Origin of the sequence: Rhizobium sp. 007, assembly GCF_015353075.1 — a bacterium.
In the GTDB taxonomy this organism is placed as follows: Bacteria; Pseudomonadota; Alphaproteobacteria; order Rhizobiales; family Rhizobiaceae; genus Rhizobium.
In genome coordinates, this window is record NZ_CP064188.1 from 757,972 (window position 1) to 784,320 (window position 26,349).

24 protein-coding genes and 2 pseudogenes are annotated in these 26,349 nt (G+C 59.4%); 15 read left to right on the forward strand and 11 right to left on the reverse strand.

The features are described from left to right. Positions 1-13: 13 nt before the first annotated feature. On the reverse strand, positions 14-1,102 hold the full coding sequence (locus tag ISN39_RS24765) for a hybrid-cluster NAD(P)-dependent oxidoreductase (protein WP_194730852.1): 1,089 nt from the start codon (positions 1,100-1,102) through the stop codon (positions 14-16). Next, positions 1,092-2,345, reverse strand: coding sequence for an aromatic ring-hydroxylating dioxygenase subunit alpha (locus ISN39_RS24770; RefSeq protein WP_194730853.1), 1,254 nt, complete (start codon positions 2,343-2,345; stop codon positions 1,092-1,094). Before ISN39_RS24770 ends, ISN39_RS24765 begins: the two co-directional genes overlap by 11 nt. Positions 2,346-2,614: 269 nt before the next feature. Between ISN39_RS24770 and ISN39_RS24775 the strand changes: the two genes are divergently transcribed. The 9 genes from ISN39_RS24775 (at position 2,615) to ISN39_RS24815 (ending at position 12,032) form a co-directional block, all read left to right on the forward strand. Continuing rightward, on the forward strand, positions 2,615-3,331 hold the full coding sequence (locus tag ISN39_RS24775) for a GntR family transcriptional regulator (RefSeq protein WP_183926676.1): 717 nt from the start codon (positions 2,615-2,617) through the stop codon (positions 3,329-3,331). Further along, the gene (locus tag ISN39_RS24780) at positions 3,328-4,239 is read left to right on the forward strand and encodes a dihydrodipicolinate synthase family protein (protein WP_194730854.1); all 912 of its coding nucleotides are present in this window, start codon (positions 3,328-3,330) and stop codon (positions 4,237-4,239) included. Before ISN39_RS24775 ends, ISN39_RS24780 begins: the two co-directional genes overlap by 4 nt. After that, positions 4,232-5,749, forward strand: a complete 1,518-nt coding sequence (locus tag ISN39_RS24785) for an aldehyde dehydrogenase (protein ID WP_194730855.1) — start codon at positions 4,232-4,234, stop codon at positions 5,747-5,749. Before ISN39_RS24780 ends, ISN39_RS24785 begins: the two co-directional genes overlap by 8 nt. Next, positions 5,746-7,092: an FAD-binding oxidoreductase gene (locus ISN39_RS24790; RefSeq protein WP_194730856.1), complete on the forward strand. Its 1,347-nt coding sequence runs from the start codon at positions 5,746-5,748 to the stop codon at positions 7,090-7,092. Before ISN39_RS24785 ends, ISN39_RS24790 begins: the two co-directional genes overlap by 4 nt. A 79-nt stretch (positions 7,093-7,171) precedes the next feature. After that, entirely contained in the window at positions 7,172-8,023 is an 852-nt protein-coding gene (locus ISN39_RS24795) for a glycine betaine ABC transporter substrate-binding protein (RefSeq protein WP_194730857.1), read from the forward strand. Positions 8,024-8,110: 87 nt separating this feature from the next. Continuing rightward, positions 8,111-9,202 (forward strand): glycine betaine/L-proline ABC transporter ATP-binding protein, encoded by a 1,092-nt coding sequence (locus ISN39_RS24800; protein WP_194730858.1) that lies wholly within the window; start codon positions 8,111-8,113, stop codon positions 9,200-9,202. Positions 9,203-9,225: 23 nt separating this feature from the next. Then, entirely contained in the window at positions 9,226-10,074 is an 849-nt protein-coding gene (locus tag ISN39_RS24805) for an ABC transporter permease subunit (RefSeq protein WP_194730859.1), read from the forward strand. Beyond that, positions 10,071-10,922 (forward strand): ABC transporter permease subunit, encoded by an 852-nt coding sequence (locus ISN39_RS24810; protein WP_194730860.1) that lies wholly within the window; start codon positions 10,071-10,073, stop codon positions 10,920-10,922. Before ISN39_RS24805 ends, ISN39_RS24810 begins: the two co-directional genes overlap by 4 nt. A 99-nt stretch (positions 10,923-11,021) precedes the next feature. Further along, positions 11,022-12,032, forward strand: coding sequence for a GlxA family transcriptional regulator (locus ISN39_RS24815; protein WP_194731910.1), 1,011 nt, complete (start codon positions 11,022-11,024; stop codon positions 12,030-12,032). Here ISN39_RS24815 and ISN39_RS36735 read toward each other — a convergent pair. Next, a complete protein-coding gene (locus ISN39_RS36735; RefSeq protein ID WP_246763420.1) occupies positions 12,029-12,853 on the reverse strand; it encodes a hypothetical protein in 825 nt (274 codons plus the stop codon). The genes ISN39_RS24815 and ISN39_RS36735 overlap by 4 nt on opposite strands. Positions 12,854-13,054: 201 nt before the next feature. On the opposite strand from ISN39_RS36735, the gene ISN39_RS24825 reads away from it, so the two are divergent. Continuing rightward, positions 13,055-13,945 carry a LysR substrate-binding domain-containing protein gene (locus tag ISN39_RS24825; RefSeq protein WP_246763421.1) on the forward strand — a complete coding sequence of 297 codons (891 nt, stop codon included), beginning with the start codon at positions 13,055-13,057 and terminating at the stop codon, positions 13,943-13,945. A 98-nt stretch (positions 13,946-14,043) separates the two neighbouring features. On the opposite strand, the gene ISN39_RS24830 is transcribed toward ISN39_RS24825, so the two are convergent. Both ISN39_RS24830 and putA read right to left on the reverse strand, forming a co-directional pair. Next, positions 14,044-14,235 (reverse strand): hypothetical protein, encoded by a 192-nt coding sequence (locus tag ISN39_RS24830; protein ID WP_194730863.1) that lies wholly within the window; start codon positions 14,233-14,235, stop codon positions 14,044-14,046. 78 nt (positions 14,236-14,313) lie between these two features. Next, a complete protein-coding gene (gene putA / locus ISN39_RS24835; RefSeq protein ID WP_194730864.1) occupies positions 14,314-18,021 on the reverse strand; it encodes a trifunctional transcriptional regulator/proline dehydrogenase/L-glutamate gamma-semialdehyde dehydrogenase in 3,708 nt (1,235 codons plus the stop codon). Positions 18,022-18,607: 586 nt separating this feature from the next. On the opposite strand from putA, the gene ISN39_RS24840 reads away from it, so the two are divergent. Together ISN39_RS24840 and ISN39_RS24845 are read left to right on the forward strand one after the other, a co-directional pair. After that, complete coding sequence (locus ISN39_RS24840; protein WP_074072277.1) at positions 18,608-19,099, forward strand: Lrp/AsnC ligand binding domain-containing protein; 492 nt, start codon at positions 18,608-18,610, stop codon at positions 19,097-19,099. A gap of 238 nt (positions 19,100-19,337) precedes the next feature. Then, a complete protein-coding gene (locus ISN39_RS24845) occupies positions 19,338-19,712 on the forward strand; it encodes a hypothetical protein (protein WP_194730865.1) in 375 nt (124 codons plus the stop codon). A gap of 39 nt (positions 19,713-19,751) precedes the next feature. On the opposite strand, the pseudogene ISN39_RS36740 reads toward ISN39_RS24845, so the two are convergent. Further along, positions 19,752-19,872, reverse strand: a pseudogene (locus tag ISN39_RS36740) (dihydrofolate reductase); the annotation flags it as partial. Positions 19,873-20,138: 266 nt separating this feature from the next. Here ISN39_RS36740 and ISN39_RS24850 point away from each other — a divergent pair. After that, on the forward strand, positions 20,139-20,909 hold the full coding sequence (locus ISN39_RS24850) for a glucose 1-dehydrogenase (protein ID WP_194731911.1): 771 nt from the start codon (positions 20,139-20,141) through the stop codon (positions 20,907-20,909). Positions 20,910-20,970: 61 nt separating this feature from the next. On the opposite strand, the gene ISN39_RS24855 is transcribed toward ISN39_RS24850, so the two are convergent. Beyond that, positions 20,971-21,966 carry an aldo/keto reductase gene (locus tag ISN39_RS24855; protein ID WP_194730866.1) on the reverse strand — a complete coding sequence of 332 codons (996 nt, stop codon included), beginning with the start codon at positions 21,964-21,966 and terminating at the stop codon, positions 20,971-20,973. A gap of 95 nt (positions 21,967-22,061) precedes the next feature. On the opposite strand from ISN39_RS24855, the gene ISN39_RS24860 reads away from it, so the two are divergent. Beyond that, positions 22,062-22,952 carry a LysR family transcriptional regulator gene (locus tag ISN39_RS24860; protein WP_194730867.1) on the forward strand — a complete coding sequence of 297 codons (891 nt, stop codon included), beginning with the start codon at positions 22,062-22,064 and terminating at the stop codon, positions 22,950-22,952. Between the two features lie 196 nt (positions 22,953-23,148). On the opposite strand, the gene ISN39_RS24865 is transcribed toward ISN39_RS24860, so the two are convergent. From ISN39_RS24865 to ISN39_RS24880, 4 genes and pseudogenes are all read right to left on the reverse strand, one after another. Continuing rightward, positions 23,149-23,607: a DUF6130 family protein gene (locus ISN39_RS24865; RefSeq protein WP_246763422.1), complete on the reverse strand. Its 459-nt coding sequence runs from the start codon at positions 23,605-23,607 to the stop codon at positions 23,149-23,151. 96 nt (positions 23,608-23,703) lie between these two features. After that, positions 23,704-24,109: pseudogene (locus ISN39_RS24870) on the reverse strand (organic hydroperoxide resistance protein). Between the two features lie 22 nt (positions 24,110-24,131). Continuing rightward, a complete protein-coding gene (locus ISN39_RS24875; RefSeq protein ID WP_194730868.1) occupies positions 24,132-24,926 on the reverse strand; it encodes an SDR family oxidoreductase in 795 nt (264 codons plus the stop codon). Positions 24,927-25,067: 141 nt separating this feature from the next. Beyond that, positions 25,068-25,859, reverse strand: coding sequence for an SDR family NAD(P)-dependent oxidoreductase (locus tag ISN39_RS24880; protein ID WP_194730869.1), 792 nt, complete (start codon positions 25,857-25,859; stop codon positions 25,068-25,070). 210 nt (positions 25,860-26,069) lie between these two features. Between ISN39_RS24880 and ISN39_RS24885 the strand changes: the two genes are divergently transcribed. Beyond that, complete coding sequence (locus ISN39_RS24885; protein WP_194730870.1) at positions 26,070-26,291, forward strand: DUF2798 domain-containing protein; 222 nt, start codon at positions 26,070-26,072, stop codon at positions 26,289-26,291. Positions 26,292-26,349: the final 58 nt, after the last annotated feature.

Here is a 26,349-nt window from a genome sequence, read left to right on the forward strand (position 1 = left end):
CATTCAGGGATGATCAGCGGTCGATGACCAGATCGCTCAGCGGCTTTGAACAGCAAGGCAGGAACAGACCGGCATCGACCTCCCTCTGGCGAATGCCGCCGTTATGCTTCATCTCGACTGATCCCGAGACGAGCTTGGACTTGCACGTTCCGCAAACGCCATTGGCACACGATGACGGAAGCCTCAGACGAGCCTTCTTGGCACAGCCGAGAACCGTCTGTTCCGATGCAACCTCGATGGTACGAGCCTGCTTCAGGAATTGCACTTGGAAGGTCTTCGCGACGACCGGCGCCGCCTCGCCGATAGGCAGTTCGGATTCATCAGGCATGGCCGCGTCGAAACTTTCCTCAATGTAGTTCGACGTCGGTACCCCCAGGTCGGCAGATATCTTCCTGGCCGCGGCCATGAACGGCGCCGGGCCGCAGCACATGACGATCCTCTCGGCTATATCCGGTACCGCCATCGTTATGTACTCGGGCGTTATTCGTCCCGTGATGCCAGGCCACCAGCGTTCACCCGTGAGATTTTCCGGAAGAAAATGGAGCCTCAGCCCCTTCATCTTCGTTGTAAGCGTGGACAGCTCGTCCCGGAAAATGAGGTCGAGCGGCGTCCTCGCAGCATGGATGAACACGACGTCTGTCGGGTCGCAGGTGTCGGCCAGATCACGGACAATCGACATCACAGGCGTGATGCCAGATCCGCCTGACAGCAGCAGCTTCTTGCCGCGTCCGGAGGGACGGATGAAATGTCCAAGCGGACCTTGCGCCTTCACGGTCGCACCGGACTTCAGATTGTCGTGCAGCCAGTTGGAGACCCGTCCGTCCGGCGCCCGCTTCACGGTGACTGTGAAGGCATTCGGTCTCTGCGGTGAGGAGGATATGCTGTAGCAACGGGGTTCGGCATCTGCGCCAAGTGGGAAGTCGAAGAGAAAATACTGACCGGCCTGGAACGCGAACCGTTTGCCCTGGGGAGACGCGAACGTGAAGCTTTTCACGTCGTGCGTCTCTTGATGCACGTCGATACAGACAAGGGTATCGTCCAGTTCTGGATCCCAGACGTCCGTCGGCGCGTTCGAAGCGCTCGTCAAGGTCTTAATATCCATGAGCTCGCATCCGGTCGATGTACCAGGTCGCGAACTTGTCGAGATTCGTTTCGGAGAAGCGCGAGTAGGGACCCGGGACATAGGCGGGGTCGAGGACGCCTGCGTGAGATCGCGCGACAAGCTCCGCGTCCTGGTCGGTCGTCGCAACCCAAACGTTCGTCAACTTTTCGAGATCGTAGTCGACGCCTTCCACGGCATACTTGTGAACAAGCCATTTCGTGCGCACGAGGGTCTTGTCAGCCGAAAGCGGGATGACGATTGCAACGACCGCATGGTCGCCCATGAAGTGGTTCCAGCTATTGTGTCCCCACAGATGCGTGTCACCCAGGTCTTTCCTGGTCATGGTGCCGAGAAGCTTCGACGAAGCCGCGGTCGCGTCAGGCGTCTGCGATTCACCGGCACCCGAAATGATCAGCCGCTGTGTTCTGAAGTTTGTCTCGCAATCGACGAGCTGTTCGACGGCGGCGGAAGGATAGCCGAAGGCCTCCCAGCTCTTGGTTTTCTCTGCGTAGAGAGCTTCATGCTGTTCTGCCTGCTCCCGGTCTTCCGGGCTCAGGCTTTCCGGATCGAATCCGAAATCCAGATCGACGAACGATACGCAGAGCTCCGGATGGTTCGCAGAGCAGTGATAGCATTCGCGATTGTTTTCCATCGTCAGCTTCCAGTTGCCGTGTTCGACCACGTCAGCCTGAAAAGCCACCTTTGTGTTGCGGATATCGTAGGGCGCGAGCCGTTCCGTCATGACCTCTTCAAGGCGGTCGATGTCGGCCGGTGGATTGTCGGAGAGGCAGGCGTAAATGAGACCACCGATCGATTTGAAATTGACCGGCCTGAGGCTCTTGCAGCTCTTGTCGAAATCGGCGCCCATGTGAGGCGCGTAGGCGAGTTCGCCGTCAAGCTCGTAGGTCCACTGGTGGTATGGACAGACGAGCTTGGAGACCACGCTCGATCCCGCGTCAAGGATCCGCGAGCCGCGATGACGGCATACGTTGTGCACGACGCGGATCTGATTGTCGTCGCCGCGAAGAATGATGAGGCTGCTGTTGCCAATATCGATAACGTTGGCGTCTCCCGGTTCTGGAACATCGCATTCCAGACCGATGCAGATCCAGTGTTTGCGAAAGAATACGTCGACGTCGGCCTCGAAAACATCCTCGCGGCTGTAGAGCCCGGCGGGAAGCGAATGGCCGTCCGCCCTTGAACCGAGAAGCGATGAAATCGACGAAGCGACGGTCTGAAGCATAATTCTACCTCATGATTGGATGGGCAAATCATCCGCTTCATCTTCACATGGTTCAACGGCACAAATCGGCCGTCATCACATAACCAGATGTAATGCAATGCGGAAACGTCGACATAGAAGCTGCCCGGTCAGCCGGGACAGCGTGCCGGCGGGGCTGAATTGTATTTTCTCTCAATATCTATTGTGTACACAAAGTACACAAAATTTGACTCGTGCGCCAAGCCATGCGATCATGGGGCTGTCAGATGAAAAAAGAGGGCTGAGATACGATGGCGAAGAGCGTCAAGAGCAATCTCTACGATGACCTGAAACGTCAGATCCTGACGATGGAGCTGGACCCCGACGCCGACCTGGACGAGGCCAGTCTCAGCGAGCGGTACGGCCTGTCGCGAACGCCGGTTCGCGATATTTTCCGCCGCCTGGCGGGTGAGGGCTACGTCGATATTCGCGAGAACAGGGGGGCGCGGGTCATCCCGATGAACCACGCGACTCTGCGGAACTTCTTTCTTGTTGCGCCGATGATCTACGCGGCGATTGGCCGCCTTGCAGTGCAGAACTTCAAGCCTTCGCAACTCTCGGACCTGAAGCAGACCCAGGAGCGCTTCCGCGCCGCCAGCGAGAACATGGACGCGCTTGCGATGGTCCTCGAGAACAACCGTTTCCACGAGATCTTCGGGGAGATGTCGGCCAACGTCTACCTGCAACCCAGCCTGGGCCGGCTCCTCATCGACCACGCGCGCATCGGTCACACCTTCTTCCGACCCAGGAACGCGGACATGAAGCGGCGGCTGCAGTTGGCTGTCGAGCACCACGACAGCTTCATCGAGGCGCTCAGCATTCATGACGAGGACGCTGTGGTCGATCTTGTCTTCGAGCACTGGGAGTTGTCCCGCGAAAACATGGAAATGTTCATCGCGCCGCACGGACTTAAGGCGGACGCCCTGATCGGCGCTCCAACCACGCAATCATTGGAGAAATCACCGTGAAGTTTGAGGGGATCTATACGCCGGCGGTGACGCCGCTCGACCGGGATGGGCAGATAGACCGCGTGGCGTTTTGCGCCGTCATCGAACAGCTCATCGATGCGGGCGTGCATGGCATCATCGTCGGCGGCTCGACGGGCGAGTACTATGCCCACAGCAGCCAGGAGCGCTTCGAACTTGCGGCCTATGCCAAGGACGTCATCGGCACCCGGCTGCCGCTCGTCATTGGAACGGGCGCAACGAGAACCGAAGACTCGGTCGAGTACGCGAAGGCGGCAAAAGAAATCGGCGCGGACGCGATCCTCGTGTCCTCGCCGCCCTACGCATTGCCGACGGAACGGGAGAATGCGGTCCACGCGCTCACGGTGGACCGTGCGGCCAACCTGCCGATCATGCTCTACAACTATCCGGCCCGCATGGGCGTGATGATGGGCGAGGAGTATTTTTCCCGGGTCGGTAAATCCAAAAATGTGGTCGCCATCAAGGAAAGTTCCGGCGACATGGGCAATCTTCATCGTCTCGCGCGCAAGTATCCGCATATCTCGCTCTCTTGCGGCTGGGACGACCAGGCTCTCGAATTTTTCGCATGGGGCGCAAAGAGCTGGGTATGCGCCGGCTCCAACTTCCTTCCGCGCGAGCACGTCGCGCTTTACGAAGCCTGTGTGCTGGAAAAGAACTTCGACAAGGGCCGCGCGATCATGACCGCGATGCTGCCGCTTATGGATTTCCTGGAATGCGGGAAGTTCGTCCAGTCGATCAAGCATGGATGCGAGTTGATCGGCCTGAGCGCCGGGCCGGTCCGCGCACCGCTGCGTCCGCTGAATTCCGAAGAAAAGCGAACCCTTCAGACCGTCGTCGCCACGTTGAAGCGCACGGTTGCCCAGATCACGTCGGGAGCAAATCATGCATGAACCCTTGACCGCTGCCGAATACAAGGCGATCGCCGCAGGCCTTCAGTTCCCGACGAATGCGTTCATTGACGGCGCCTTCCGTCCGGCGCATTCCGGCCGGACTTTCACGTCTACGAACCCTGCCACGGGCGACGTTCTTGCCGAAATCGCCGCGTGCGACGCCACCGATGTCGATTATGCCGTGATCAAGGCCAAGCAAGCCTTCGACGACGGCCGCTGGCGGTTGTGTTCGCCTGGCGAGCGCAAGGCCGTGCTCCTCAAGCTCGCCAAGTTGCTCGAGCGCAATCGTCATGAACTCGCTGTTATGGAAAGCCTGGACAGTGGCAAGCCGATCCGCGAATGTCAGACGGTCGACGTTCCCGATACCATCCATACCATTCGCTGGCATGCCGAACTGATCGACAAGCTATACGACAACACTGCACCTGTCGGAGCAAGTGCGCTGACAATGATCGTCCGCGAACCTGTCGGCGTCGTCGGATGTGTGCTTCCGTGGAACTTCCCGCTGCTGATGCTGGCCTGGAAGATCGGTCCGGCCCTTGCAGCCGGCTGCTCGGTGATCGTGAAGCCCGCGCAGGAAACGACGCTCACCACACTGCGTGTCGCCGAACTTGCACATGAAGCAGGGATCCCTGCGGGCGTCTTCAACGTCGTGACCGGCGGCGGCAAGGAGGTCGGCGAACCGATCGGCATGCACATGGACGTCGACATGGTGGCATTTACCGGATCGACGCCTACCGGCCGCCGCTTCCTGCGCTATGCCGCCGACTCCAACCTCAAGCGTGTCGTGCTCGAATGCGGCGGCAAGAACCCCGCGGTCGTTCTCGATGACGCCGAAGACCTCGACCTTGTGGCCGAGCAGGTGGTCAACGGCGCCTTCTGGAACATGGGTGAGAACTGCTCGGCCACATCGCGGCTTATCGTCCATGCCAGGGTCAAGGACGAGCTGCTGCAGCGCATCGGAGCCTACATGCGCGAATGGAAGACGGGCGATCCGCTCGATCCCGAAAACCGCATCGGCGCGCTCGTCAGCAAGACCCACTTTGAGAAGGTGAAATCCTTTCTCGACGACGCGAAGAAGGAGAAGCTCTCAGTCGCCCACGGCGGCGACACGCATGGCGGCATCTTCATCGAGCCGACGGTGGTCGAGGGTGTAACGCCTTCCAGCCGTCTGTTCCAGGAAGAGATCTTCGGGCCGGTCCTCTCGGTCACGACCTTCAATACGCTCAGCGAAGCCATCGCTCTTGCCAATGACACCAACTACGGCCTTACGGCGTCCGTCTATACCGCAAGCCTGAGAAACGCCATCAAGCTTTCGCGGGAAATCCGTGCCGGGGTCGTCACCGTCAACTGCTTTGGCGAAGGGGACGCGACCACGCCGTTCGGCGGCTACAAGGAGTCGGGATTCGGCGGCCGCGACAAGTCGGTCTTTGCCCACGACAACTATTGCGAACTCAAGACGATCTGGATCGACGTCTCGGACCGATCTGTCGACGAGACGATCCGATGACCCGGCATGTGATCAAGCGTCTGCCGATCGACACCGGCACTTCGGGATGGGAGGCGATCAGCGAACGCGCCTTTCCCGCAACGGCGCTTGATCGAGACGCTACGGCTGACTGGCTTATCATCGGCGCTGGATTTGCCGGCCTGTCGGCGGCGCGGCGCCTCTCGCGATTGCGCCCCCAAGACAAGATTATCGTCCTGGAGGCTCGTGAACTTGCGAAGGGACCGGCCGGGAGGAACTCCGGCTTCATGATCGACGTGCCCCACAACCTGTCGGCAGGCGAGTACTCGGTGGCAGACGAGCAGGCAACCAGAAACGAGATCAGACAGAACCGTTTGGCGATCGCTTTTGCGGCGGACGTCGCGGCCGAATACGACCTGTCCAGGGACACGTTCGATCCGTCAGGCAAGGTCAATGCCGCGGCCTCGGACCGAGGGCTCGGCCTCAACGACAATTACCGCAAATCTCTTGAGAAGATCGGTGAAGAGCATCGCGTTCTCGATGCCGACCAGATGCTGGAAATGACGGGCTCGCGCTATTATCGCGGAGGGCTTTACACGCCAGGTGCCGTGATGATCCAGCCCGCCGATTATATCCGCGGGCTGGCGCGCGGGCTTCGATCGAAGGTTACCATCTACGAACATTCGCCGGTGCTGGAACTTTCACGCGAAGGCAAGTCTTGGAAGGCGATTTCCAACCACGGATCCGTCTCTGCGCCGAAGGTCATTTTAGGGGTGAACGGCCACGTCGAAAGCTTCGGCCACTTCCGTGGACGGCTGATGCATATCTTCACCTACGCGTCGATGACCGCCGCGTTCTCCCAGAACGAATTCGCAGGCGACGTTACCGGCGCCGATCGATGGGCGCTGCTGCCGGCAGATCCCATGGGGGCGACCGTTCGCAAGATCACCACCGATGGCCGTTCGAGGATCGTCATCAGGACGAGGTTCACATACGACCCAGGTCTCAAGGTGTCGGAGAGGCGGGTTGCCGGCGTGGCTGCCGAGCAGCGCCGGTCGTTCGATGCCCGTTTCCCCGCACTGGAAAGCCTGCCGATGGAATATAGCTGGGCCGGTGCGCTGTGCCTCAGCCGGAACCATGTGCCGGCATTCGGCGAGGTGGAAGAGGGCCTTTTTTCGGCGTGCTGCGAGAATGGTCTCGGCACCGTCAAGAGCACGCTTGCGGGCATGATGGCGGCCGATCTGGCGACCGGCGCTGCTAGCCCCGAACTCGACAAATACAAGAATCAACCGGAACCGAGCAGACTGCCCCCCGAGCCCGTCGCGTGGCTGGGTGTCAATTCGGTCATCCGCTTTCAGGAATTGCGTGCAGGCCGCGAGGGATGATCCGTCGCCGCGCAATATGAAGACTGCGCCGCCCGCAGGACTTCAATGAGAATGGGAACGAGAACTAGGAGTAAGAACAATGAAGGCTTTGTGGAAGGCGCTCTGCGCCGCTGCGATGATCGCAATGAGCATGCTTCCAGCGCATGCGGAAAAAAAGACGATCAACATGGGCACGCTGTCGTGGGAAGACCTGACGCCCATCACCGGAATAACAAAGAAGGTTCTTGAGGACGCCGGCTACACCGTGAAGGTGACCGAGTTCTCCGAATGGGGCATTGCCTATGCCGCTCTTGCCAAGGGCGACATCCAGGTGCTCGCCTCTCAGACGGACTACGTCGCCCAGGACTACTGGGACAAGAACAAGAACCGTCTGGAAAAGATTTCGCCCGTCTCGCACGGTCTCTACCAGGGCGTTGCCGTTCCTAAATATGTCCCGATCGATTCGCTCGAACAGCTCAACGAAAACGCCGATAAGTTCGGCGGCAAGATCATCGGGATCGAACCGGGCTCCGGCCTCATGCGCGACACGTCGAACGCGGTCAAGGACTACGATATCAAGCTGCAGCTTGTCGAAGGCAGCACGGCGGCGATGACGGCGGCGCTGAAATCCGCCTACGACCGCAAGGAATGGGTCGCGGTGACGATTTGGGAACCGTCGTGGATGGTCCAGAAGTATGAGGTGAAGTACCTGAAGGACCCCAAGGGCGTCTTCCCGCCACCGCAGAGCTACTACTGGATCGGTCAAAAGGGCTTTTCGGAAGAGAACCCGCATGCACGTGAAGTGATGGCCAGCGTCTACGTTCCACTCGCCGACATCACCACCATCAATGGCGAGGTCAAGGATGGCAAGACGATGGACCAGGCTGTCCAGGACTGGATCGGCGCCCATGCCAATCTGATCAAGCGCTGGGAAAACATCAAGAAATACTAACCGCGTCGTGGCCGTCCGATCTTGTCGGGCGGCCACCCCGACGCCCAACGAGAAAAGCCAGCGCCAATTGGCTCAAAGGGGATCGCTATGAAAACCGCAAATGTCGATACCAATGAAGTCCTGATTGACTGCCAATCCCTCTGGAAGGTCTTCGGAGACAAGTCCTCTGCCGCGATGAAGTCCATCGCCGAGCGCGGTCTCAACAAAAAACAGGTCCTGAAGGAATTCAACTGCGTTGTCGGCGTATCCGATGCGAGCATCCAGGTGCGGCGCGGTGAAATCTTCTGCGTCATGGGACTGTCGGGGAGCGGAAAGTCGACGCTCATCCGTCTCCTCAACAAGCTGATCACGCCCAGTGCGGGAAAGGTCCTGGTGAAGGGACGGGACTTGGCTGCCTTGTCACCTGTTGATCTCAGGCAGATGCGCGCCCGCAATATCGGAATGGTTTTTCAGAGTGTGGCGCTCCTGCCGCACAGGACGGTCCTGGAGAACGCGGCCTTCGGCCTTGAGGTGCAGGGAATTGCCAAGCCCGAGCGAAACGCCACGGCGAGTGCGGCTTTGGAGAAGGTCGGCCTTGCCGACTGGGTGAACCGCTATCCCAGAGAACTTTCCGGCGGCATGCAGCAACGCGTCGGTCTTGCCCGCGCGCTTGCGGCCGACCCCGAAATCATCCTCATGGACGAGCCGTTCAGCGCGCTCGATCCCCTTATCCGGCGCCAGCTTCAGGATGAGTTCAGACAACTCACCAAAGCCCTGGGCAAGTCCGCGGTTTTCATCACTCATGATCTGGACGAGGCCATCCGTATCGGCGATCGCATCGCCATCATGAAGGATGGTGTGATCATCCAGACCGGCACGGCCGAGGAGATCATTCTCAATCCCGCCGATGCTTACGTCGCCGAATTCGTCGCCGGCATATCCCGCCTTCATCTGATCAAGGCACATTCTGTCATGCGCAGCGTCACCGATTTCCAGCGAAGCGAGCCGAACTCCGACATTTCGTCTCTGGCGCGCACCACGCCCGATGCCGACATCGACGAACTCATCACGTTGACGATGCAGTCGGAGCGCGATGCCATCGCCGTCGTAGACAACGATCAGGTCGTCGGCGTGGTCACGCCACGGAGCCTGCTGATGGGCGTCAAGGGTACGTCCACAAACGATCTCGCGGCTGCGTGACCCCTAACTTGGAGCTCAGTGACATGGACAGTTCAGGCTTCACCGATATTTTTGACGAATGGACGGACTCCGCGCTCGAGTGGGTGAGTGACAACGGAGAGTTCCTGTTCGATTGCGTTCGATGGGTTCTCGAAGGGCTCTACGACGCGATCCTGTGGCTCCTGGAGTTTCCACCCTTCTACGTGGTTGCTCTCGTCATAGCGCTTGTCGGCTGGCGGCTGGTCAATGCCTGGTTTGCCATATTGAGTGGCGCTGCACTCGCGCTCTGCTTTTTCATGGGCCTTTGGCCGGAGACGATGAGCACCTTGGCTCTGGTGCTGACAGCGACCGTACTTGCGTTGGCAATCGGAATTCCGACAGGCATTGCGGCCGGGTTCTTCACCGCCCTGGATCGCTTCATGGAGCCTGGCCTGGATTTGATCCAGACGCTTCCGCCATACATCTACCTGCTGCCGGCGATCGCGCTTCTCGGCTACGGGCCGGCCACGGCGCTGATTGCGACCGTCGTCGTCGCCATGCCTCCTGCCATCCGGCTGACGTCTCTTGGCATCCGAATGACGCCCAGGGAGTTCATCGAGCTCGGCGAGGCAAGCGGCATCACGCCAGCCAAGATGTTCTTCAAGATCCGCCTTCCGTTTGCGCTTCCCAGCATCATGGCAGGGATCAATCAAAGCCTGATGATGGCATTCGGCATGGTCGTCATCGCAGGTATCGTCGGATCCGGCGGGCTCGGGGAAACGATCTACGGCGCGATCCGAACGCTCGATATCGCAACCTCGATCAACGGGGCGATCGCCATCGTGGTTCTCACCATGGTGCTTGACCGGATAACCCAGAGCGCAGCACGCCTCGGTGCGGGGAGGACGTCATGAACCCTTCAACCTTTCAGTTTTCGCCTGGCGCCTTCCTGGCCCCAGCAGTCGATTGGCTCAACGCCAACCTTCATCCTTTGTTCGCTGCGATCAGCTACGTTGTCGAAGCGGTTCTGTCTTCAATAGAGGCCGCACTCCTTTTCGTGCCGCCCTATGCTTTGATTGCGACTGTCATCGTTTTGGCATTCGTGGCGGTCGGCCTCCGTGCCGCAATCCTTGCGGGCCTTTGCCTCGGCTTCTGCCTGCTCGTGGGGCTGTGGACGGCCTCGATGCAGACAGTCGCTCTGGTTACCGTTGCCGTGTTGATATCCGTTCTCATCGCGTTTCCGATCGGCGTGCTATGCTCGCGCCACAAGACCTTGGAGGCAATGGTTCGTCCGGTTCTCGACGTGATGCAGACGGTTCCGCCGTGGGTCTATCTCATCCCGGCGGTCATGATCTTCAGCCTCGGACGGGTGCCGGCAATTATCGCCACCATCGTCTATGGCATTCCGCCAATGCTGCGTTTGACGACACTGGCATTCAACCAGGTGCCGAAGGAGTTCATGGAGCTTGGCAGCGCCATCGGCGCCCATCCGCGATCGGTGCTTTGGAAGATCGAGATCCCCCTGGCCAAGCAGACGCTTCTTGTCGGGCTCAACCAGTGCATTCTTCTGTCTCTGGCGATGGTCGTGTTGGCTGGTCTCGTGGGAGCAGGTGGTCTCGGCGCAGAGGTGACGCGCGGTTTGACACGTATGGAGATGGGGCTTGGGTTGCGAGCCGGCCTGGCAATCGTCGCCGTCGCGCTGCTGCTGGACCGGTTGTCCCGTGGCTTGTTTAATCGCAACAGCCTTTCAAAGGCGGGATGAGAAAGAGCTTCTTCTGCATTGATGCACCCCGCTTGCTCGCGGTTTTCGGATCGAATGAACGTCTGCTCCAGCGAGCAACTGTACCAAGGAGACAAGATGATGCGACCAGAAGATTTCCGACCCGGCGATGCGACCGAGCCACCTAAGCGTCTCAAGGTGGGCTTCGTTCTGGCTCGATCGTTTACGCTTTCGGCCTTTGCGCTGTTCGTCGATACCTTGCGCCTGGCGAGTGACGAAGCTGATCGTTCCGGAAGGGTCCTTGCCGACTGGCAAGTCCTGGGAAGTACCAGACATCTGATTACATCGAGCTGCGGTGTCCAGGTCGCTCCCACGTCGGACTTCGTCGATCCGTCCCGTTTCGACTACATCGTCGTGGTTGGCGGGCTGCTTCGCGTGGAACGGCCTGTTGACCAGGACACGGTTGCCTTCCTGAAGCGGGCCTCCGTCCAGAAGGTACCGCTGATTGGGCTTTGCACCGGTACGTTCATTCTTGCGGACGCGGGACTGATGACACGTCACGAGACGTGCGTAAGCTGGCTGCATGCCAAGAGTTTCCGGGAGAGTTTTCCCGATCTTCCGGTGCGGTCGGATCGGCTTTTCAATCTCGATCGCCAGCGCGGATCTTGCGTAGGCGGAAGTAGCGCCGCCGACATGGCCGCCTTGCTCGTGCGGCGCTATATCAGCCGGGAGGCGGAGCGAAACGCCTTGGAGGTTCTGCAGATCGAAAGGGCTCGGTCTCCTGCAGATGTGCAGCCCCGCCGGCCGCTCCATGAGAACTATGACGATGCGCGCGTGAGGGCCGCGATGATCACGATGGAACAGCATCTGGAAGACGGGATCTCGATCCCGGCGCTGGCGGCGTCGGTGGGACTGTCGCGGCGCCAACTCGAGCGCGTATTTCTTGAGAAGACGGGAATGTCGCCGGCCCAGGCCTATACCCGTGTGCGCATGGAGCGTGCAAAGTCATTGCTGGCCCATTCAAGACTGCCGATGATCGAGATTGCCCTCGACGTCGGTTTCGAAAACGCGTCGCATTTCACCAGAACGTTCAAGCGCATATTCGGACAGACTCCCTCCCAGCTTCGCGCGACGACCGTGGGCGTTCACTAAACGTGCGCCAAATAGGAAAGATCAATGAACTTTGGCGCTATCCGGTAAGTTCTCTCGCAGGAGAGAGGCTGGATCATGCCGAGGTTTCCATCGATGGATTGATCGGTGATCGACGCTTTGCCCTTGTGGAGGTAGCGACGGGAATTGTTGCACATCCCGAACGCGATCAGCGTTGGCATAAAGCCGCATTCGTCAAATCCAGAACGACGGCTGCCGGCGAAGTGGAAATCCAAGTGCCGGACGAAGATTGGCTTGCGACCGGTGCACCGTATCTCGCCCAACTTTTGTCTGCATTCTTCGGTTTCGCAGTGGCTGTAAGACCGTATCAACGTTCCGGAAACGCTACGGCCGAAACGGATTTTGCCGTCAATCGATATGACGTCGCGCCACTCCATCTGCTGACGAGCGCTTCTGTGGAACACCTCAAGTCCATCCATCCCGACGGCGATCCGGACCGAAAGAGATTCAGGCCTAATATATTCGTGAAATCTGACGCCGACATCAAAGGCTTTGCCGAGCTGGACTGGGTCGGCCGGCCGCTCCACCTGGGAGCCGTCCCGAGCACCGTCGTTGCCCCGACAAAACGATGTGGATTTACAATTATCGCTCAGGAAGGCCTTGAGAATGATCCCGAAATACTCAGGAATGTCATGCGGCATGGCAACCGGAACATGGGCGTCTATTGCCGGCCCAGTGATAGGGGCACTTTGAGCGTGGGCGACGCCGTCCTTGTTTAAGGCTTGCAACCGCCGCCCGGCACGGCAAGGGTCAGCGCTTTTATGTGAGCTGCTTAGGCGAAAGGTGCGGGAAAGGCTTTCCAACAGCTGCTGCGACGCTTTGAGCTTTTACGCCGTGCCATAATTAAGGGTCATGTTTTGATCGTGGTGAACCCCGAAAAGCGGGTTCTGCGGAGGCATTTTCAACGCAACTTGACATAAACGAATGTAATGCTAGCAAGGCTGGCGGACAAGATCATCGGAGGTCAGGCTGTCTTGGTGAGTTTGCGAAGAAAGCTTCCGCCTTTGACCGGATTGACAGCATTTGAGGCTGTTGCCCGGTTAGGGAGCTTCACGAAGGCGGCGCGCGAATTGGGCGTCACGCAAGCAGCCGTCAGCCGTCAGATCCATCTGCTGGAAGAAAGCCTTGGATTTCCGCTCTTCCGGCGCTTGCATCGAAAGATCGAAGCCACAGACAAAGGTCGCTCGCTCTCTGCGGCTGCAACAACGGCCTTTAACCTCATGGCCGACACAATCGCGGAGATAAAGAGGGACGAGAGCCACGAAGGCCTTACAATCTCGGCTAGCGTCGCCTTCTCCCATTTCTGGTTATTGCCGAAGATCGCCTCATTTTCCAGAAAGCACCCTGAGATCCCGCTACGGATCATCTCTCAGGACAATGCTGTAAGCCTCGATGGAGGCGATGTCGATTTGGCGATCCGGTACGGAAATGGGATGTGGTCAGACGGTAGAGCCGAGCTACTCTTCGAGGACGAGATTTTCCCAGTCTGCAGCCCGGACTACCAGGAGAAGCTGGAGGGGTTTGCAGACCTGCACGACCTAACGCGGCATCCTCTCATCAGCTCTGATACTGAAGATCCAAGCTGGACCGGATGGGACGAGTGGTTCGCCGCCTTTGCAATCCAGGCCCCAAGGCGGCCGTCGGGACTGCGATGCAGCTTTTATACGGAAGCCATCTACGCAGCCTTGAACGGTCAGGGCATCGCGCTGGGGTGGAAGCGTCTTGTCCAAAACCTGTTGGATCAGAAGGCTCTGGTGAGGCTGACCGAGGATTCGATCACAACGCGAAACGGCTATTTCGTCATCGAGCCGTCGCGCAGCGCCAAGAATGCTCGCGTCGCACAGTTTGTCGAGTGGCTGAAACATGAAGCGCGCGACTGCGAACCGGACCGGTAGCACCTAGACGAGCCACCGCTAAGTGGCGCTTTTCGGACCGCGCAGGTCAGCGCAATTTGAGCCATTGGCTGGCCGTCAGGAGAGCCGCGGGAAGACCCTCAGCTCTCGAGATCGTGCGGCATGTGAAAGCCTTCGGGTAGGGCGCCGAATATTTCAAGATCTTGAACCGTCGCCGGCTTCTTGTGCTCGCCTTCTACCGCGCATGCTGCCAATACCGCCCTCAGTGCGATAGGGCGGTAATGCTCCAGAAGTTCGTCAGAACGTTCTTCGGATTTCGGTTCAGTGGACATGGTCGTTCTCAACTTTCAAAGTTGCGGTGGCGGAAGCGGCCGCGCGGTCTGATCCGGACACGCGCGGCACTTCCCCTGTCAGCCGATCGTCATAAGGCTTGCATTGCCGCCGGCCGCAGCCGTGTTGATCGAAATCGAAACCTCTTCCAGCAGCCAATTGAGGCAATATGCCTCGTGATCTTTTGCGAGTTCATCGGTCGTGGCCGACTGAACGAGGACAAGAGGACCCTTCAAGGCGGCAATCCTTTTGTTGATCGAGCCTGTGCGTTCGGTATCCCCTTCGACCAGGGCGCCGGAGAATGGTCCGTCGGATTCCCAATTCGAACTCCAGGAGACCCTGGCCAAAACGGACGCTGGAAGCGCGGTGAGGGCGATCTCAAGGTTTGACGCACGATCGATCACAATCTGGTTTCCGGTGGCCAATGCCGCCGCAAGCTGACGGAAAAGGCCCGTTGCCGTTGCCGGCGCAAGGAGGATCCTCCCCCTTGGATGAAGGGCATAGAGGTTTCGTTCGCCCACAGGTCCCGCCAGTTCCTTTTCGAGCCCGAGCGCGGAAATCGCGGCAAGCTCGCGCGCTGCTTCCGCTTCGGCGTTGTGGCCTTTCCGGCCCAGCCAGGATGCAAAATCGCGAAGCGCAGGGTCGGTATGGACCGAACTGTGTTGCGGCGGGACGGGCGCGCGCTGTACGAGACGGCCGATGTAGAGTGGCCCGCCTGCCTTGGGTCCCGTGCCGGACAAGCCCCGTCCGCCGAAGGGCTGGACGCCGACCACCGCGCCGATGATGTTGCGGTTGACGTAGAGATTGCCCGCCTTCACCCGTCCCGTAACGTGCTCGATTGTCTCGTCCAGTCGCGTATGGAGCCCGAAAGTGAGGCCGTAACCGGAATTGTTGATATCGTCGATCAAGCGATCGAGATCTTCGCGGCGATAGCGGATGACATGCAGTACAGGTCCGAACACTTCGCGAGTCAGGTCTGACATCTGCTTCAGTTCGATGATCGTCGGCGGAACGAAGGTGCCAAGAGCGGCAGTGTCGGGAAGCGGCAATTGCTCCACCTTGCAGCCGAGCGAGCGCATCCGTTCGATGTGTTGGTCGATCTCGGCCTTTGCCTGCTCGGAAATCACCGGTCCGACGTCGATGTTGAGCCGGTCGGTGCGCCCGATCCTGAGCTCCTTCAACGCCCCCTTCAACATGGCGAGCGTCCTGTCGGCGACATCATCCTGGAGGCAAAGCACGCGCAAAGCCGAGCAACGCTGGCCGGCGCTGTCGAAGGCGGAGGCAATCACGTCGGCAACGACCTGCTCGGCGAGCGCCGACGAATCCACGATCATCCCATTCTGTCCGCCCGTTTCCGCAATCAGCGGTATTGGTTTTCCGGCCGGCGAGAGGCGCTCACTTAGCTGGGCCTGGATTTGACGGGCGACCTCGGTCGAGCCGGTGAACATGACCCCTGCCGTTTCCGGGGCCGCCACCAGTGCGGCTCCCAGGCGGCCGCTGCCGGGCACGAACTGCAGCGCGCCGCGCGGCACGCCGGCTTCATGCAGGATTTTCACGCTTTCAAACGCGATGATCGGGGTGACGCCCGCGGGTTTTGCCATCACCGAATTGCCGGCAACGAGGGCGGCCGCCACCTGGCCCGTGAAGATCGCCAGCGGGAAATTCCAGGGGCTGATGCAGACGATCGCGCCGAGCGGTGGATGCGCTGGACCGAGCGTCTTGCGTGCCTGGTCGGCATAATAGCGCAGGAAGTCGATCGCTTCGCGGACTTCGCCGACCGCGTTGGCGGCTGACTTGCCTGCTTCTCGCATGGCGATGGCCATCAGTATCTCGATGCGGGCCTGCATTATGTCGGCTGCTCTATCAAGGCAGGCTGCTCGCTCACGAGGCGACAACGCAGCCCATTCTGCGACACCATCGGCAGCCATACGTGCAACCCTGGGCGCATCGTCAACCTTGAGCTCCGTAACGTGACCCACGATATCGGAGTGATCGGCCGGATTGGCGATCGGCCGTGTCTCACCGTCCTGCGAGCCGTCGGCGAGTAACGGCACGGCATGGAAGTTTCGGGAAAGGGTGGTGGCGAGATTAGCGGAAAGCTCCGCCAAGGCTGCTTCATTCGAAAGGTCAATCCCCTTCGAATTGAGCCGGTCCTTTCCGAAAAGCGCAGCCGGAAGTGCGATCTGGTCATGCGGCATGCCGACGACGGGCATGGCTTCGACGACGTCCACAGGGTCTGCAACAAGCTCATCGACCGAGACGTTTGGATCAGAGATGCGGTTTACGAACGATGAGTTTGCGCCGTTTTCGAGAAGGCGGCGGACGAGATAGGCGAGCAAGGTCTCATGCGTGCCGACTGGCGCATAGATGCGGCACGGACGATTAAGCTTGGCCTTGCCTACGACCTCGTCATAGAGCGGCTCGCCCATGCCGTGCAGGCATTGGAACTCGTATTTTCCAACCTGAAACTCCGGACCGGCCAGATGATATATCGTCGCAAGCGTTTGCGCGTTGTGGGTGGCAAACTGCGGGAAGACGAAATCGACGGCAGCGAGCAGCTTGCGCGCACAGGCAATGTAGGAAACGTCGGTATGAACCTTGCGGGTGAAGACGGGAAAGTCTTCAAGGCCGTCGAGCTGAGCGCGTTTGATTTCGGCATCCCAGTAGGCGCCCTTGACCAGCCGCACCATTATCCGGCGACCGGAACGGCGGGCAAGATCAATGATGTAGTCGAGGACGAAGGGGCAGCGCTTGCCATAGGCCTGCACCACGAAACCGAGGCCGTTCCAGCCGCTGAGATCCTGGTCGAGGCTCAATTCTTCGAGCAGGTCGAGAGAGAGTTCGAGCCTGTCGGCCTCCTCGGCGTCGATGTTGAGACCGATGTCGTACTTCTTTGCCAGGAGCGCGAGCTGCTTTACCCGCGGCAGCAATTCGCCCATCACGCGGTCCGCCTGCGCGCGGGCGTAACGTGGATGCAGCGCCGAGAGTTTGATGGATATTCCAGGCCCTTCATATATGCCGCGGCCATTGGAGGCCTTGCCGATCGCACGGATCGCTGCCTCGTAGTCGCGATAATAGCGTTCTGCATCTACAGCAGTTGTGGCAGCTTCTCCGAGCATGTCGTAGGAGTAGCGGAAGCCGCGGGCTTCGAGCGGCCGGGCGCGCTTCAGCGCCTCGTCGATCGTCTCGCCGGTGACGAACTGTTCGCCCATCATGCGCATCGCCATGTCGACGCCACGGCGGATCACAGGCTCGCCGGCACGCGCGATGAGACGGGTAAGCGCTGCAGCCAGGCTGCGGTCGTTGACGGTGGACGTCAGCTTACCGGTGACCACCAGGCCCCAGGTCGCGGCATTCACAAACATCGACTTCGTGCCCCCCAGATGCGACTTCCAGTCTCCCTCGGCGATCTTGTCGCGGATCAGCGCGTCGCGGGTTTCAGCGTCGGGGATGCGCAGCAGGGCTTCGGCAAGGCACATGAGGGCGACACCCTCCTGGCTTGAGAGAGAATATTCATGCACAAGCCCCTCGACCCCGGTACCCTTGTGCTTGGCACGCAGGGCTTCGATGAGCCTGCGCGCGGTCTTAGCCGCATCGGCCTTCGCCGAGGAAGGCGCCCGTGCCGCTTCGACGAGGGGAGGAAGGCATTCGGGCTCGGGACGACGATACGCTGCGGTGATTGCCTGCCGCAAAGGCGTTTGTGCTCTGATTGGTGGTGCAAACAGCGAAAAAGGCATCGGGTCCGGCAAAGTGTTGTCCTTGTGGATTTTGTTGGATTGGCTCGACATTTTGGTGCCTTTCAGTTCCCTGTGTTGGATGCCGATTGCGTTTTAAGCGTTAGTGATGCGGTTGGAGGGGTATGATACCCGCCCGTTCGGAAGTCCTTGATCTCCGGAGAGGCGTGCAGCGGCGCCATGCGGTCGTAAGCGCCGCGCATAACGTCAATCGTGCGAGAGCGGAGGGGAACGATCTCGCTGCTGCCGTCAGGAAGTCGTATATGCATCACGTTCTTTACCTCTTCAAAATACGACAAGATAACGCCACTTGCATTCACGAAAGGAATCGCGAATCAAAAATCCGCCCGGCCAGTCGGATGCCGAAACAAGCCCAATACGTCGAATTGTACGCCTGGATGCGTTCAGGCGAACCTTCGGGCAGAGGAAAGCTGGCGCGCGCACGGTCCATGTAAGTCTCGACACTCTCCGGAAACGACAATCTCTGTGGTTGCGGATCCTCGATCCTAACGGGGATGGTCAGGGTGGCGTTCCTCCTCAGCAAGCAGCCCACTCTAGCACGCGCAATCAAGGCATTCAGACTTGATTTTCCTGGTTTATAGTCTGTATGGATTTATTGCTGCGAGCGGAGCTGTATGAAATGACTAAAGACGAGCATGAGTTTAGTGAACTTGACCTATTCGACAGGAAAATTCTCGAAGCGCTCTCCGACGACGGAAGAATGTCGATCACCGATCTTGCGGCGCGCGTCGGGCTTTCTAAAACGCCCTGCCAGCTGCGTTTTAAACGGCTCATTGCTGACGGCTACATTGAAGGGTTCAAAGCCGTCATCAACCCCTCGAAACTGAATCTGGAGCATATTGCCTTTGCGGAGGTCAAACTCTCAAACACGCAGGAAGATGCGCTTCGCGCCTTCAATGCGGCAGTCAAGAAGATCAAGGAAGTCGAGGAATGTCACATGATTGCCGGACGCTTTGATTATTTGCTCAAGATCAGGACGCGTGACATACGCCGCTATAGACATGTACTTGGCGAACGGATTTCAAACTTGCCGTTTGTGGCGAGCACATCGACGAATGTCGCCATGGAAACGGTGAAAGAAAACTGGAGCGGGTCCAGCTACGCAAGCTAGCCGCCTTCTAAGGCAGCAATCGACCTGCGCCTCCGATCGCCGCCGATGCATCTTTTTGCGGCCTGAAGCGTTCCCCACGCACAGCAAGCAGACGCACCATGGCCAGGCGGGAATTCACCGGTATCGGTACGGGCAAGCGCTACGTGCCAAGCGACAAAACCTCCGCTCCCTCCGCCGCTAGTCGCCGCAAATGCAAGGGAGAGGACGACGACAGCGAAAACGCACTGAGGCAAAGGCAATGACGAACATCCGTTTCAAGGGCTTTGACAGTCCAACCCAGCTTCGTGAACACCTTGCGGACGTGGAGGAAGGCGCCCCGGCCGACGATCTGGCCGAAGACATACCCGGCGAGGATGAGCTGCAATCGGCCCTGCGGGAAGTTGCCTGGCTCCGGAAGGACGTTGCCGACCTGTGTGAGCAGCTGGCCCTGTTCCCTGGTCAGCTCAAAACCGTGGCGGGGAACCGTGTCGGCGCCTTTCCGTGGCTTCGCATGGGGGTAGCGGTACTTGCCGCGATCGTGCTCGGACGATGGGTGCTTCATCTCCGCCAGGATGCGCCAGGCAATCCCGCGGTTTCGATGATTCCGGCCCGCATTCATCGCGATCGTTGGTAGTAAGGTCCGCTGCCGCGGATTTCATCCAGGCTTTGCCAACATGCGGCAACCGTACACGCAACCGGTCAGGCCGCGCACTTCCTCGATGAAGTGGCGCAAGAGCGCAGGGCCTGGCGCAACCGCCTAACGATTGCATCATTGCGAAGACGAGCTTGGCCATGCCCTCTTTCTCCTCCTAAGCGCCCGCGCCACCGCCGTTCTAATTGCGTTATGCAATCAGTTTTAAAATAGCTGGACTGATTTTATGTCGCAATTGGTTTTGGACTGCGCGTGAACGCGCAATGCTCGGGCTGCCCGGTCAATCTGGCTCTAGAGACGCTGCGGGATCGCCCATTGGTCAAAGGAACGCTCCTCGGCATGCACAGAACATCTGGCATCCGCACGCCGACGCTGCCATAAATGAGCTTCATCGAGGGAGGCATCATGATGCAGAAGAATGCGCCGGACTTCAGCCTTGAGGGCAAGGTGACTTTGGTGACGGGCGCGAGCCGTGGCATCGGGCGAGCTTGCGCACTTGCCTGTGCCGCAGCAGGCTCCGATATTGTTTTGGGGGTCCGCGATGTCGCAGCGTCGGCGGGCCTGGTTGCCGAACTCGAGGGCGCGGGACGAAAAGTTCTGCCTGTTAAACTGGACATTCCCAATAAGGCCCATATCGCACAAGCCGTCGACGCGGCGCTTACTACGTTCGGTCGGATCGACGTCCTTGTCAACAACGTCGGCGTGGCTCCGGGCAATCTCGCGGAACTCGTTGAGGAGAAGGACCTTGACGAGATACTCGATGTCAACATCAAGGGCACCTTTCTGATGACGCAGGCAGTAGGCCGTCACATGATCAAGCGCAATGGGGGCCGGATCATCAACATCAGCTCGCAGGCCGGTACCGTGGCACTGCGCGGCGAGGCAATCTATTGCATGAGCAAGGCGGCAATTAATCACCTCACGCGCTGCCTTGCAGCCGAATGGGCACGCTATGATGTCACCGTAAATACCGTATCGCCGACGTTCATCCACACGGATGGTACCGAACCTTTTCTATCCGATGCCGACAATCGCAAAGCGACGCTCGCTCACATTCCACTTGGCCGGATCGGTGAGACCGATGATGTGGTGGGTGCCGTAGTCTTCCTTGCATCACCGGCTGCGAGCTTAATCACCGGCGCGAACCTGCTGGTGGACGGTGGATGGTCCGTCGCCTGAGGCCGAGGATGTCAAGACGTAGTGGAAGGAACGCCTTGTCGAACGCTGAGGCGTAAAAAGTCTACCCGTTCACAAGGGCAAGCTCCTGCTCGCGGTAACGGCTGCCGGTGACCTTTGCCGGAGCGAGCGCCTCGCCGATCTGTTTAAGCTCATTGTCCGACAACGTGATGTCGGCTGCCGCAGCATTTTCTTCCAGATGCTTGAGCTTGCGCGCGCCGGGAATCGGCACGATGAAGTCGCCCTGATGCAGCACCCAGGCCAGTGCAAGTTGCGCCGCCGTTACCTCCTTTGCCTGCGCCATGTCCTTCAACGTTGCGACAAGGGCAGCGTTCGCGGCCATGGCATCAGCTTGAAAGCGAGGCAGGTTCTTGCGCCAGTCATCGGCACCAAGTTCATCGGGCTTATTGATTGTGCCGGTCAAGAGACCACGACCGAGCGGACTGTAAGGGACAAAGCCGATGCCAAGCTCGCGGCACACCGCCAAGACCTCCTGCTCCGGATCCCGGCTCCACAGCGAGTATTCGCTCTGCACCGCCGCAATTGGGTGCACATTATGAGCGCGCCTTATCGTGGCAGCGCTTGCCTCCGAAAGGCCGAGCGCTTTCACTTTGCCTTCCTTGACGAGGTCCGCCATGGCTCCGACAGTTTCCTCAATCGGCACGTTGGGGTCGACGCGGTGCTGGTAGAAGAGGTCGATCTGCTCGATGCCGAGCCGTCCGAGAGAGGCTTCGGCTACTGCCTTTACATGTTCAGGGCGGCTGTCGACGCCGACCATGCGCGACGGCCCTTCGCCCTCATCGGTGATCTTGAAGCCGAACTTGGTTGCGATCACGACGCGATCCCGGTGCGGCTTCAAAGCCTTGCCCACCAGAATTTCATTATCGAAAGGACCGTAGACCTCTGCGGTATCGAAGAAGGTTACGCCGATCTCGACAGCGCGGTGCAGCGTGCGAATGGCGTCTGCCTCATCCTGACCGCCATAGGCGAACGTCATGCCCATGCATCCGAGGCCTACCGCCGAGACGTTGAGTTCGTTTCCGAGCTTCCGTTTTTTCATCACTGATCTCCTTCTGTGATGAATGGAAGATAGGACAAGGAAGGTTGTTCGTTAATTCGCCTGGAAATTCACACGCTGTTCTATAGAATGGAACAATGGACAGAAGTCGCCTACCTCAACTTGCAATCTTCGCTACCGTGGCCGCATGCGGGGGATTTCGGGGGGCGGCCAAGGAGCTGGGCATAGCGCCTTCTGCTGTAAGCCACGCCGTCTCGAGCCTGGAGGCTGGTCTGGGAGTTAGACTCTTTTCTCGTACGACCCGAAGCATCGCGGTAACGGAAGAGGGCGCACTGCTTCTCAAACGGCTGGGGCCGGCGCTGGGCGAGATCGACCTGGCGCTTGATGCGGTAAAGGAAATCAACAATCGTGTAGCCGGCAATCTTCGACTCAGCGTGCCGCCCTTTGCGGCGCATTGGCTTCTGGCGCCACGCCTTGCGGCTTTCAGCAGGGCTTACCCGGGCGTCGTTCTGGAAATCCGGGTCGAGGAGCCGTTCAACGACATCGTCGCTGCGGGCCTTGATGGCGGCATGCGCCTCGGAGAGAGTCTGGAGCCGGACATGATCGCCGTCGCAATGAGCGCTCCTATACGGGCAAGCGTCGTTGCTTCACCCTCTTATTTCGAGCAAAAGACCGTGCCGGTCCATCCGCGTCAGCTGATGGATCACGCTTGCATTCGGCGGCGATTTGCCAGCGGACAGGTCTATAGATGGGAATTCGAAAAAGATGGCGAAGAGCTGGTCCTTGATGTCGATGGACCGCTTATTCTAGGCGACGACCGGTTGGTGATCGAGGCCGCGCTAGACGGCGCCGGTATCGCGTTCCTGCTAGAAAACATGGCGAACGCCGCCATTGATGAAGGGCGGCTGCGCCGGGTTCTTGCCGATTGGTGCGCGCCGTTTCCCGGTGTCTATCTTTACTACCCAAGCCGGCGTCAGATGCGCCCAGCACTGCGCGCCTTCATCGAGTTCTTCAAGCATGCAGGCTGACAGGTCATGCAAGGTGCAAATGCGCAAGTTGCCCTGGACCGTTTTGCCTGCAAACGGGGGGAGCCTCCCAGCCTTGCGGGATGACGTTGGAGGTGTGGACACCGACCCATGGCGCGATCTGGCCGGCAACATTGATCAGACTATTCCACAAGGCGTTGCGCGTTCATCTGATCCGAACTCAGGAGCGATGGCCTTTCTAATGATGCTGGCCATGGATCGCCGGAACAGTGAACGAAACGGCCTGACCGCCAATCACACGGTGTTCAGGCGTGACAATTTCGATCAGCACTTTATGTTTGCCAGCCGGCAGTCCGGTCAGAACAATTGCACCTGTGCCGCCTGCGTCCGCCCAGCGCCACGGCAGATCGTCGACGTTGACGTGCAGGTGGCCCACCCGTGGCGATACGTCGCTTGCACCGGGACCGAAAATCGGCAGGATGCGAAAATTCTCCGTCCGATATGGAATAATGGCCACCCCTCGCGTGGTGAGTGGTTCTGCAAGGGGCTGATCGACAAGAAGTTTCGGCTCGGGCTCATCCTTGACAGGTAAAAACTGAGTCTGGACACTGCCTGGCGTTTGGGCTTGGGCAGTCGCGGTCGCTACAGTCAGAAGGGCGGTTGCAGCAAGGCCGAGGGCTCTAATGGTCGTGATCATGACAAATATCATCCCGTGATAGCCGCGCCGGTCGAGACCGGGAGATTTCCGATCGCCGGCGCGATGTCTGGTTGAAGGAAATAACCGAGATGCCGATCAAGCCACGCTGAGCTCGACTTCGATGTTGCCGCGGGTGGCCTTCGAGTAAGGGCAAAGCTGGTGCGCCCGTTCGACGAGGGTGGTCGCAAGTTCAGGCGCGATGCCCGGCAGGCTCACACTCAGCCGCGCGCGTAGCAAATAGCCATCATCACCCAAGACGAGGTCGACCTCGGTATTGATTGAAGCATCGGCGTGCAGGCGGAGGTGGCGCTCGCCGGCTGCCTTTCCGACCGCGCCGAGGAAACATGCGGACCAACCCGCCGCAAAGAGCTGCTCGGGATTGGTGCCAGCGCCCGTCGATCCGGGTGGCGACAGCTTGATATCAAGACGCCCGTCTAAGCTGCGAGGCGCCGTCGCGCCCGCCGGTGGTGTGGGTTTTACCCGTGTAGACGACTTTCGACATTTCATTTGCTCCTGATCGGATGTCAGCCGGCCTGATAGCGGGCTGCTGGCTTGTTGGTGGACAAATTTCCCGCCATCGCCTGCCGGGCGCCGTCGAAGGCATCCCATTGGCCGGCATCGTGAAGGCTCGGGATGGTGACGAACTCCTTGCGCGAAAGCCCCAGTAGGGCAGCGTCGACCAGGTCTTGAGCCGGCATGACCATTTCTTGCGGCAAGTGCTGAACCGGAAGCCCTGCGACATCCCAGAAGTCAGTCGCGGTGGCACCTGGGAGAACGACCTGTACGTGGACGTTGCTGTCGGCCAGTTCCTGGCGCAGGCTCTGGCTGAAGGCGAGAACAAAGGCTTTCGTGCCGCCGTAGACGCCGTTCAATCTTTCCGGCGCGACCGCCACGATCGAAGCAATGTTGATGATCGTACCCCGGTCCCGCTCGACAAACGCAGGGACGGCGGCGTAAGTGAGCCGCATCAGCGCATCGACATTGAGCGCAATCATCGCGCTCATGGCGTTGACGTCGGACTGGACGAGCGGCGCGGTCGCCCCGACACCGGCATTGTTGACCAGCATCGTGATCCGCGGGTCCTCAGCGATCAGCGCTGCGACCCGGGCTACGTCGTCCGTTGTCGTGAGGTCGGCAGTGACGATCAAGACGGTGCGGCCCGTCTGTTCGCGGATAGCAGCCGCTACTCGTTGCAGCCGGTCGCCGTTTCGCGCAACGAGCATCAAGTCATAGCCCTGCCGGGCAAGTCGATCTGCATAAAGGGCGCCGATGCCGCCCGATGCGCCGGTAACGACGGCGATTCCTAACGTTTCCTGCATGGCATTTCCTTTCGGGTTGTCGTGGACACAGCCAAGCGTCAGTTGCGACTTGTCGACTGCGATGGGTAAGAATATGAGCTCGGTAAAGTTGGCCCGGTAGCGAGCAAAAATGAGAGCCAGCCTCTCGTTTGACAGACTTGATCAGCGTTGGCGTAGATACCGAGGTGCCGGCTCACTGTTCATGAGGTCGTCAAGCAGCGCCTTGCGCGCGCGCTCATAACTCGCCCAGCGGCCGGTCTTTACCAGCGAGGGGATGGTGATGGCCTCGCGACGGTCGAAACCCACCATCGCGGCATTGACGAGATCGGCAGCCGTCATCATTCCGGGTATTGCTTCAGGCACGCAAGCGGGGAACGGCCAGACATCGGTGCGCACCGCGCCGGTCAGAACGAGCTGAACATAGACGTTTTGATGCGTCAGTTCGGCCTGCATCGTGCGGGTCAGGGCGACAAGGAAGGATTTGCTCGCGCCGTAGACACCCGTCGCAACTTCTGGCGCAAAGGCAATTGCGGATGCCACGTTTATGATGGCACCCTGACGTCGCCGAGCCATGCCATGTGCGGCCACTGCTGCGAGGCGTGCATATGCCTTAACGTTCATTCCGATCAGGCGGTCGAGGTTGAGCGCCCGGTCTTCCAGAAGCGGTTTGCCGGCTGGCAAGTCGAGATTGTTGACGACAAGGTCAAAGCCCTTCTCCTCCACGAACCTAGCCTCCACGTCTTGGAGGCCTTGATCCGTCGAAAGGTCGACAGCGACCACCTCGACCGCCACATCGGTCTCAGCTTGCAAAATGCGCGCAAGGGCAATTGGCCGGTCAGGGTTATTTGCGAGCAACACGAGATCATATCCGCGGCGAGCAAGGCGGTCGGCATATAGCAAGCCGATCGCGCAGGACGCGTAGGTGACGAGAGCCTTGGGGTGAGTTCGCGACATGACGTTTCGGTCCTTTCGCGACAGATGTAGTCCGTTCCCCACCGTTTGGGACTTGCCGGATTCAAGAGGCTGCCTCTCGCATTCTTGCTCTACCGCCCCGGGTGGCAATGCTCGATTTCTCGGCGCCGATCATCAACCAGATCGTGACCGCCCGGTTCGATCAGTGCAAAGCGGTCATATCGAGGCTTTGAACCTTCATTGGAGAAGAACATGAACACGCAATTGAAACGGAAGATCGCCTTCGCCCTGTCGATGGGCATCATCACAACCGGAATTATCTCCTTCGTCCTTCTTGCGCTCAACCTCGGCTCCTCAAAGGGATTTGTCCTGACATGGCTGCGCTCGTGGAGCATCGGGTATCTAATCGTCATTCCCGCCGTCCTGCTGATCGGACCGCGACTTCAGGTGCACGTCGATCGACTGGTCCGATGATCCGGTCGAGGGGAAAGGATCACCGACATGACAATGGTCTTTGAGAAGACTCATCACG

Excerpts from the sequence above, each read along its gene's own strand:
- ISN39_RS24765 (WP_194730852.1), bottom strand. The coding sequence starts at position 1,102 with ATGGATATTAAGACCTTGACGAGCGCTTCGAACGCGCCGACGGACGTC.
- ISN39_RS24770 (WP_194730853.1), bottom strand. The coding sequence starts at position 2,345 with ATGCTTCAGACCGTCGCTTCGTCGATTTCATCGCTTCTCGGTTCAAGG.
- ISN39_RS24775 (WP_183926676.1), top strand. The coding sequence starts at position 2,615 with ATGGCGAAGAGCGTCAAGAGCAATCTCTACGATGACCTGAAACGTCAG.
- ISN39_RS24785 (WP_194730855.1), top strand. The coding sequence starts at position 4,232 with ATGCATGAACCCTTGACCGCTGCCGAATACAAGGCGATCGCCGCAGGC.
- ISN39_RS24790 (WP_194730856.1), top strand. The coding sequence starts at position 5,746 with ATGACCCGGCATGTGATCAAGCGTCTGCCGATCGACACCGGCACTTCG.
- ISN39_RS24795 (WP_194730857.1), top strand. The coding sequence starts at position 7,172 with ATGAAGGCTTTGTGGAAGGCGCTCTGCGCCGCTGCGATGATCGCAATG.
- ISN39_RS24800 (WP_194730858.1), top strand. The coding sequence starts at position 8,111 with ATGAAAACCGCAAATGTCGATACCAATGAAGTCCTGATTGACTGCCAA.
- ISN39_RS24805 (WP_194730859.1), top strand. The coding sequence starts at position 9,226 with ATGGACAGTTCAGGCTTCACCGATATTTTTGACGAATGGACGGACTCC.
- ISN39_RS24810 (WP_194730860.1), top strand. The coding sequence starts at position 10,071 with ATGAACCCTTCAACCTTTCAGTTTTCGCCTGGCGCCTTCCTGGCCCCA.
- ISN39_RS24815 (WP_194731910.1), top strand. The coding sequence starts at position 11,022 with ATGCGACCAGAAGATTTCCGACCCGGCGATGCGACCGAGCCACCTAAG.
- ISN39_RS24830 (WP_194730863.1), bottom strand. The coding sequence starts at position 14,235 with ATGTCCACTGAACCGAAATCCGAAGAACGTTCTGACGAACTTCTGGAG.
- putA (WP_194730864.1), bottom strand. The coding sequence starts at position 18,021 with ATGTCGAGCCAATCCAACAAAATCCACAAGGACAACACTTTGCCGGAC.
- ISN39_RS24840 (WP_074072277.1), top strand. The coding sequence starts at position 18,608 with ATGACTAAAGACGAGCATGAGTTTAGTGAACTTGACCTATTCGACAGG.
- ISN39_RS24845 (WP_194730865.1), top strand. The coding sequence starts at position 19,338 with ATGACGAACATCCGTTTCAAGGGCTTTGACAGTCCAACCCAGCTTCGT.
- ISN39_RS24850 (WP_194731911.1), top strand. The coding sequence starts at position 20,139 with ATGCAGAAGAATGCGCCGGACTTCAGCCTTGAGGGCAAGGTGACTTTG.
- ISN39_RS24855 (WP_194730866.1), bottom strand. The coding sequence starts at position 21,966 with ATGAAAAAACGGAAGCTCGGAAACGAACTCAACGTCTCGGCGGTAGGC.
- ISN39_RS24860 (WP_194730867.1), top strand. The coding sequence starts at position 22,062 with ATGGACAGAAGTCGCCTACCTCAACTTGCAATCTTCGCTACCGTGGCC.
- ISN39_RS24865 (WP_246763422.1), bottom strand. The coding sequence starts at position 23,607 with ATGATCACGACCATTAGAGCCCTCGGCCTTGCTGCAACCGCCCTTCTG.
- ISN39_RS24875 (WP_194730868.1), bottom strand. The coding sequence starts at position 24,926 with ATGCAGGAAACGTTAGGAATCGCCGTCGTTACCGGCGCATCGGGCGGC.
- ISN39_RS24880 (WP_194730869.1), bottom strand. The coding sequence starts at position 25,859 with ATGTCGCGAACTCACCCCAAGGCTCTCGTCACCTACGCGTCCTGCGCG.
- ISN39_RS24885 (WP_194730870.1), top strand. The coding sequence starts at position 26,070 with ATGAACACGCAATTGAAACGGAAGATCGCCTTCGCCCTGTCGATGGGC.